Consider the following 6,061-nt stretch of genomic DNA (forward strand, 5'->3'; position numbering starts at 1 on the left):
CGCCGAGTGGATCGACCCGGTGAGCGGCGCGCTGGACGTGCCCGGTCACGGCCGGATCCTGCCGTTCCTGCCCATGGCCGCGGCGTCGTCGGGCACCTGCACGATCAGAAGCACGCCGGAACCATCGGCCCAGGGGCCGGTCCCGACGAGCACACCCTGCTCGGCGAGCGGACGCCAATATTCCCGGTGCGCGAGATGAATGGATCTCCGCACCTGGCGCGCATCACGAAATGTCAACTCAACGGCGAAAGCCACTGGACTGATCCCCATTTCATTCCGCGGCCGACTTTCGCCACATACTCAACTGGGGCGTTCATTTAGTGTCAAGTGAGACACATCACAACAGTGATATGGGAACCCGATGGCCCCTATAGCCGCTTTTCGAACCAGTGGTCCGCATAGCGGTCGTCGTTGAACGCGGGCACCTCACGGTAGCCGTGCCGGGCGTACAACGCCCGCGCTTCGACCAGGTCAGTACGGGTGTCGAGGCGGATGGCCGAAGCGCCAAATGAGACAGCGGCCTCCTCGACCGCCGCGAGCAGCGCCGCTCCCCCGCCGGTGCCCCGGGCGGTCGGTTCGACGAACATCCGCTTCAGTTCGGCCGTCCGGGCCCCGACCATGCGAAACCCGACACATCCTCGCACCTCGCCGTGCCGGCGGCCGACGAAGAACCCCGCCAGGTCGTCGGTCGGGTCGTCGGAGATCGCCTGGTCGACCTCCGCGGGCGTGGCCGGGCGGCCGTAGTACCGGGCGATGATGTCGGTCAAGTAGCTGCGGATCACGGCCACGGCGGTCGGGCTGTCGAACGGCTCGGGCTGGACTGTCCAGGAACTCATCGGCGGATTTTCACCCGCGTTGGGCCATTCGGGCACGTGGTTTTCCGCACGCCGGACGCGTGTAAAGTCCCGCCGCGTGGCAGCGCAACTCGTCCGCCTGGAGCGGGACGCGACCGGGCCCGCCGTGCTCACGGTCGACGCTCCCCCGCTGAACCTCTACACGGCGGAGTTGCAGGAACTGCTGGAGGCGGCCCTCGACGACCTGGAGGACCGACCCGCGAGGGCGTTGCTGGTGCGCTTCGAGGGCAAGGTCGTCAGCGGCGGTGTCGACGTGGGGCTGTTCGCCGCGCAGAAGACGTCCGCGCAGGCCAAGGCCCTGTTCGACCGGATGCTGGAGCTGCCGGACCGGGTGGCCGCGCTGCCGTTCCCGACCGTGTTCGCCGCGCACGGGCTGTGCCTGACGTGGGCGTTCGAGGTCGCGATGGCGTGCGACATCGTGCTGGCGGCGCAGCGGGCGACGTTCGGGCTGGTGGAGAAGGTCGTCGGGCTGACCCCCACCATGGGCGGCACGCAGCGGCTGGCCGCGCGGGCGGGTGTCGGGCGGGCCAAGGAGTTCGTGATGACCGGCGAGCGCTACGACGCGGCCACGATGGAGCGCTGGGGCGCGGTCAACCGGGTGCTGCCGGACGAGGAGTTCGACGACGCCGCGCTGGAGTTCACGCACGCGCTGGCGACCGGCCCGACGTTGGCGCACGCGGCGACCAAGCGGGTGCTGGCGCACTTCGAGAACGGCGGCGTGGCCGAGGCGAACGAGCACGTCACCGCGATCGCGGCCGAGCTGTTCGACTCCGAGGACCTGCGCGGCGCGGTGCGGTCGTTCCTGGCCGACGGGCCGGGCAAGGCGACGTTCAGCGGTCGTTGACCCGGCGGGGCCCCGGCTCCTCTTGATTGTCCACGCGTGCCCTACCGGGGGTCGTAGGCGGCGGATCCGTACCAGGCGAGGGCGGAGCGCAGCTCGACCACGTCGCGGTCCCGGCGCTTGCGGTACCGCTCGTGCGAGATCGGGTAGACCCGCAGGCCGCCCTTGTGCCGGCTGAAGCTGCCGCGGCCCAGCGTGGCCGGGGTCTGGGCGGCACCGACGAGCCACACCATGAGCCACGGGCGGGCGTGGTGGGGGTCCACCTTGACGCGGGCGATCGCGTACCACGGGAGGCGGCGCGACTCCGTGCCGTTGGACAGGGTGATGCCGTCGGGGCCGACGTCGAGGGTCAGCGGCGCGCGCGCGACGCCGACCAGCAGCCGGATCGCGGCGATCGCGCAGGCCACGAACGCGACGAAGGCGGCCGCCCGGACGGCGTCCGGAGCGCCGGCGGCCGGGTCCGCGATGGAGGCCGTGACGACGGCGGCCAGCACGTTCACGCCGCCCCAGCTCAGGCCCACGGCGCGGGAGGTCTTGAAGCGGAGGCCGGTGGGCCGGACCTCGTTGCGGTCCACGTCCGTGCGGGCGGGCACGGGGACCGGGGTGGGGGTCTTGGTCTGCGGCGGGGCGACCACCGTCGGCGGCTTGGCGGGCGGGTCCTCCAGCATCACCCGCGTGGGCGGCTTGGCGGGCAGCTTGCTCAGCTCGGTGTGCCGCTGCTCGACCATGGTGCGGATGCGCGCGGGCAGCCAGGACGGTTCGGCGGACGGCGGGCCGATCAGCTCCAGCAGGCGACCGGGCGTGGGGCGGTGGGTCGGTTCGCGAACCAGGCACGGCACGATCAGCGGCACCAGGCTCGGCGGGACGCGGGACAGATCCGGCTCCTGGTGCACCACGCGGTAGACCAGCGCGGACGTGGCGCCCTCGCCGAACGGCCCACCGCCCGTGGCGGCGTAGACCAGCACCGAGCCGAGCGCGAACACGTCGCTCTGGGCCGTGATCTTCTGGCCGATGACCTGCTCCGGCGACAGGTAGCCGGGGGTGCCGAACACGATGCCCGCTTCGGTCAGCGCGGAGTGCTCCAGGGCGCGGGCGATGCCGAAGTCGATGACGCGCGGGCCGTCGTCGGCCAGCAGCACGTTGGACGGCTTGAGGTCGCGGTGGACCAGCCCCGCGCCGTGGATCGCGACCAGCGCTTCGGCCAGGCCACCGGCGAGGCGGCGCACGGCGCGGTCCGGCAGCGGGCCGTGGTCCTGGACGGCCTGCTGGAGGCTCGGGCCGGGGATGTACTCGGTGGCCATCCACGGCCGGTCGGCGTCGGGGTCGGCGTCGACGACGGTGGCCGTCCAGAAGCCGCCGACCGCGCGGGCCATCTCGACCTCGCGACGGAAGCGCTCGCGGAACTGCGGGTTGTCGGCCAGCTCGGCCCGCGCGACCTTGACCGCGATCGGCCGCCCGCCGCGCGACCGCGCCAGGTAGACCGACCCCATCGCGCCGCGGCCGAGTGCGGCGAGCAGCGTGTAGTCGCCGATCCGCGACGGGGCGTTCGGGGGCAGTGGCTGCACGACACCCACACTAGATGCGCCGGCTACCCCGTTCGGTCAAGACGGCCGGGTTCGCGGCGCAGCACACAGCCGCGCAACCTCCGGCGGGCTCGTGCAGTCGAGGGTGCCTCAGGACCGGCTCGGCGTGTTCCGAGCGTTCAACTCAGGTGTTCTGAGCGTAGGACTCTCGCGTCCTGAGCGTAGGACTCTCGCGGTCTGGAGGTAGGACACGCGCGGGGTCAGGGGGTGGTCAGGGTGAGGAGGGTGCGGGTTCGGGCGTGCCAGGAGTGGGGGTGGACGGAGGCGCGGAGGGCCGTCGGCGGGAGGAGGGGGCCCGTGGCGAGGGTGTGGCGGAGGGCGTCCACGAAGGCGCTGTGGGTGGTCGCGGCGCGGACGCGGTCGGTGTAGGCCGCCAGCTCCGCGAAGTCGGTGCTGACGACCGGGAGGCCCAGCGCCAGGTACTCCTTCAGCTTGATCGGGTTGGACCGCTTGATCCAGTCGTTGTCCTGCCACGGCATGATCGCCACGTCGAACGCCGAGCCGTAGCCCGGGATCAGGTCGTACGGCCGGAAGCCCAGCCAGTGCACGTTGGGGTAGGCGTCGAAGCGCTCCATCGGGTGCGTGGCGTCACCGATCAGCACCAGGGACGCGTCCGGCAGCTCCGCGGCGACGCGTTCGAGCAGGTCGAAGTCGACCACGAAGTCGTCGAGGGCCCCGAAGAACCCGATCCGCGGCCCCGGGATCGAGCGCACGTCGGCGGGCCACTCCGGCTCCGGCCGCGCGGTGAAGTGGTCGACGTCCACGCCGTGGTCGAGGAAGTGGGCGCGCTCGCCGGTCCTCGGCCGCTCCTCGTCCATCAACGCGTGGCTGACGTAGACGACGTGGTCGGCGTTGGCCAGGAGCTGGTTCTCCAGCGCCTCGATGGACGCGCGGTCGGCCTCGGGGAAGTCCGAGTGCCGGTCGGAGCGGTTGAACACCAGGCTGTGCCGGCGCATCGGCGCGACGACGTCCCACGCGGTCGGGATGGTCACCATGATCACCGGCGTGCGCAGCCCGAGGAACAGCGACACCAGCCGCACCTGGGCGCGCACCAGTACGGCGTTGACCCTGCGCAGCGTGGGCGAGCCGTAGAACGGCAGCGGCAGCGGCGACATCACGTAGAAGTCCGGCATCGGCCTGCGCACGAACTTGGCGACGCTGCGCAGCTTGCGCAGGATGCGCCGGGCCACGTGCGTGCTGTTGCCGCGGGTGGGCATGCGCATGCCGATGCTGTTGACCACCAGCACCCGGCGGTGCGCCGCCATGGACCGCATCAGCTGGAAGTCCGAGTGCGCCCGGTTGTGGTACCACCAGTCCTGCGCGGAGAAGCACACCCAGCCGGGTCCGCCGCCCGCGTCGGGTCGGACGGGCCACCGCCGCCAGCGCACCAGGTCCGCCACCGCCTTGCGGTGCTTCACGCCGCGCGGCGCGCGCAGCACCTCGTTCAGCAGCACGGCGCACCACATGGCGAACGCGGCCGACCGGCCGTGCCGCTCGCGGACCAGGCGGACCCGGTTGGTGGTGGCCATCGACCACAGCACCGGCGACGTCGACTGCTCACCGCCGATGTGCACGGCCCGTGCCCGCGGTTCGTAGCGGACGGCGTAACCGCGTTCGCCCGCGCGCAGCATGTACCCGGTCTCCTCCGAGTACAGGAAGTACCGCTCCTCCAGCACACCGGTGGCTTCGCGCGCCTCCCGCGAGATCAGCCACGCCGCACCGGTCGCCCAGTCCGCCGTCCCGGCCGTCTCGTACCGGACGGGGTCGACCACCAGTTCGCCCCACGCCTCGGACCGGCCGGCCCGCGTGCCGCCGAGCAGTGCTTCGCCCAACGCCCGCAACGGGGTCGGCGCGCGCCGCAACGACAGCTGCGGTGTGCCGTCGACGTCGGCCAGGCGGGGCACCGCGATGCCGGTGCCGGGCAGCGCCAACGCCGCGCGCAGCAGCGTGACGGCGTCCCGGTGCAGCCGCACGTCCGGGTTGAGCACCAGCACGTCGCAGTCCGGCGCGGCGGCGAACCCGGCGTTGACGCCCGCCGCGAACCCGTCGTTGGTGGCCCGCGCGACGACCTGGGCGTGCGGCGCGACCCGTGCGACGATCTCCAGCGTGTCGTCGGCGGAAGCGTTGTCCACCACCACGACCCGACTGTCCGGGATGGACTCCAACGCGACGGCGACCGACTTCAGGCAGTCCTCGACGACCTCCGCGCTGTGGTAGGTCACGACGACGACGGCAAGCGGCACTTCTACTCCCCGGTCTGGTTGCCGACGCCGGCGGCGGGCGTCTGGTTGCCGGCTCCGGTGGTCGGGCGGCGGAACCGGGTGCGCAGCGCGCCGCCCAGCAGTCGGAACGCGAACGGCAGGTCGTCGCGGAGGTAGCGCTTGGCCAGCCGGCGCGGTTCGAGCGCGAGGCGGTGCAGCCACTCGGCGCCCAGCTTCTGCACCACGCCCGACGCGCGCCGGAACTCGCCCGCGGCCATCGGGATGCCCGCGCCGCAGCCGAGGAACCAGGTCTGCGGCAGCTCCGCGCGCAGCAGCCTGATCAGGCGTTCCTGCTTGGGGAAGCCGAGGCCGACCAGGACGAGGTCCGGTTTCGCGTCCACCACCCTGGCCACGGTCTCGGCGGTCGCCTCGGCGGAGGTGTCGAACCCGAACGGCGGCGAGTCCGTGCCCACGACCAGCAGCCCCGGCGCCTCGAAGATCTGGCTGCGCTTCGCCTTCGATGCCGCGCGCCGAGCCTTCGACGCTTCCTTGGAGGCCGCCTTGGCAGCCGCCTTGTCCTGC

General features: G+C 72.4%; 6 protein-coding genes. 2 read left to right on the top strand and 4 right to left on the bottom strand.

Translation table 11 applies throughout. The annotated features are described in order from the left end of the window. The coding region (locus AB0G02_RS25555; RefSeq protein ID WP_360798167.1) for a hypothetical protein at window positions 1-199 on the top strand (199 nt) is incomplete at its 5' end. A gap of 169 nt (window positions 200-368) precedes the next feature. On the opposite strand, the gene AB0G02_RS25560 is transcribed toward AB0G02_RS25555, so the two are convergent. Further along, window positions 369-788 carry a GNAT family N-acetyltransferase gene (locus AB0G02_RS25560; protein WP_360798169.1) on the bottom strand — a complete coding sequence of 140 codons (420 nt, stop codon included), beginning with the start codon at window positions 786-788 and terminating at the stop codon, window positions 369-371. A 124-nt stretch (window positions 789-912) separates the two neighbouring features. On the opposite strand from AB0G02_RS25560, the gene AB0G02_RS25565 reads away from it, so the two are divergent. Next, window positions 913-1,698 carry an enoyl-CoA hydratase/isomerase family protein gene (locus AB0G02_RS25565; protein WP_360798171.1) on the top strand — a complete coding sequence of 262 codons (786 nt, stop codon included), beginning with the start codon at window positions 913-915 and terminating at the stop codon, window positions 1,696-1,698. Between the two features lie 41 nt (window positions 1,699-1,739). Here the strand turns inward: AB0G02_RS25565 and AB0G02_RS25570 are convergent, their stop codons facing one another. From AB0G02_RS25570 to AB0G02_RS25580, 3 genes are all read right to left on the bottom strand, one after another. Beyond that, window positions 1,740-3,260 (bottom strand): serine/threonine-protein kinase, encoded by a 1,521-nt coding sequence (locus tag AB0G02_RS25570; protein ID WP_360798173.1) that lies wholly within the window; start codon window positions 3,258-3,260, stop codon window positions 1,740-1,742. Window positions 3,261-3,478: 218 nt separating this feature from the next. Further along, the gene (locus AB0G02_RS25575) at window positions 3,479-5,521 is read right to left on the bottom strand and encodes a glycosyltransferase (RefSeq protein ID WP_360798175.1); all 2,043 of its coding nucleotides are present in this window, start codon (window positions 5,519-5,521) and stop codon (window positions 3,479-3,481) included. 2 nt (window positions 5,522-5,523) lie between these two features. Next, window positions 5,524-6,061 (bottom strand): WecB/TagA/CpsF family glycosyltransferase (locus AB0G02_RS25580; protein WP_360798177.1); only part of this gene is annotated, 538 nt, incomplete at its 5' end.

Source organism: Actinosynnema sp. NPDC023658, from assembly GCF_040639995.1.
Classification (GTDB): domain Bacteria; phylum Actinomycetota; class Actinomycetes; order Mycobacteriales; family Pseudonocardiaceae; genus Actinosynnema.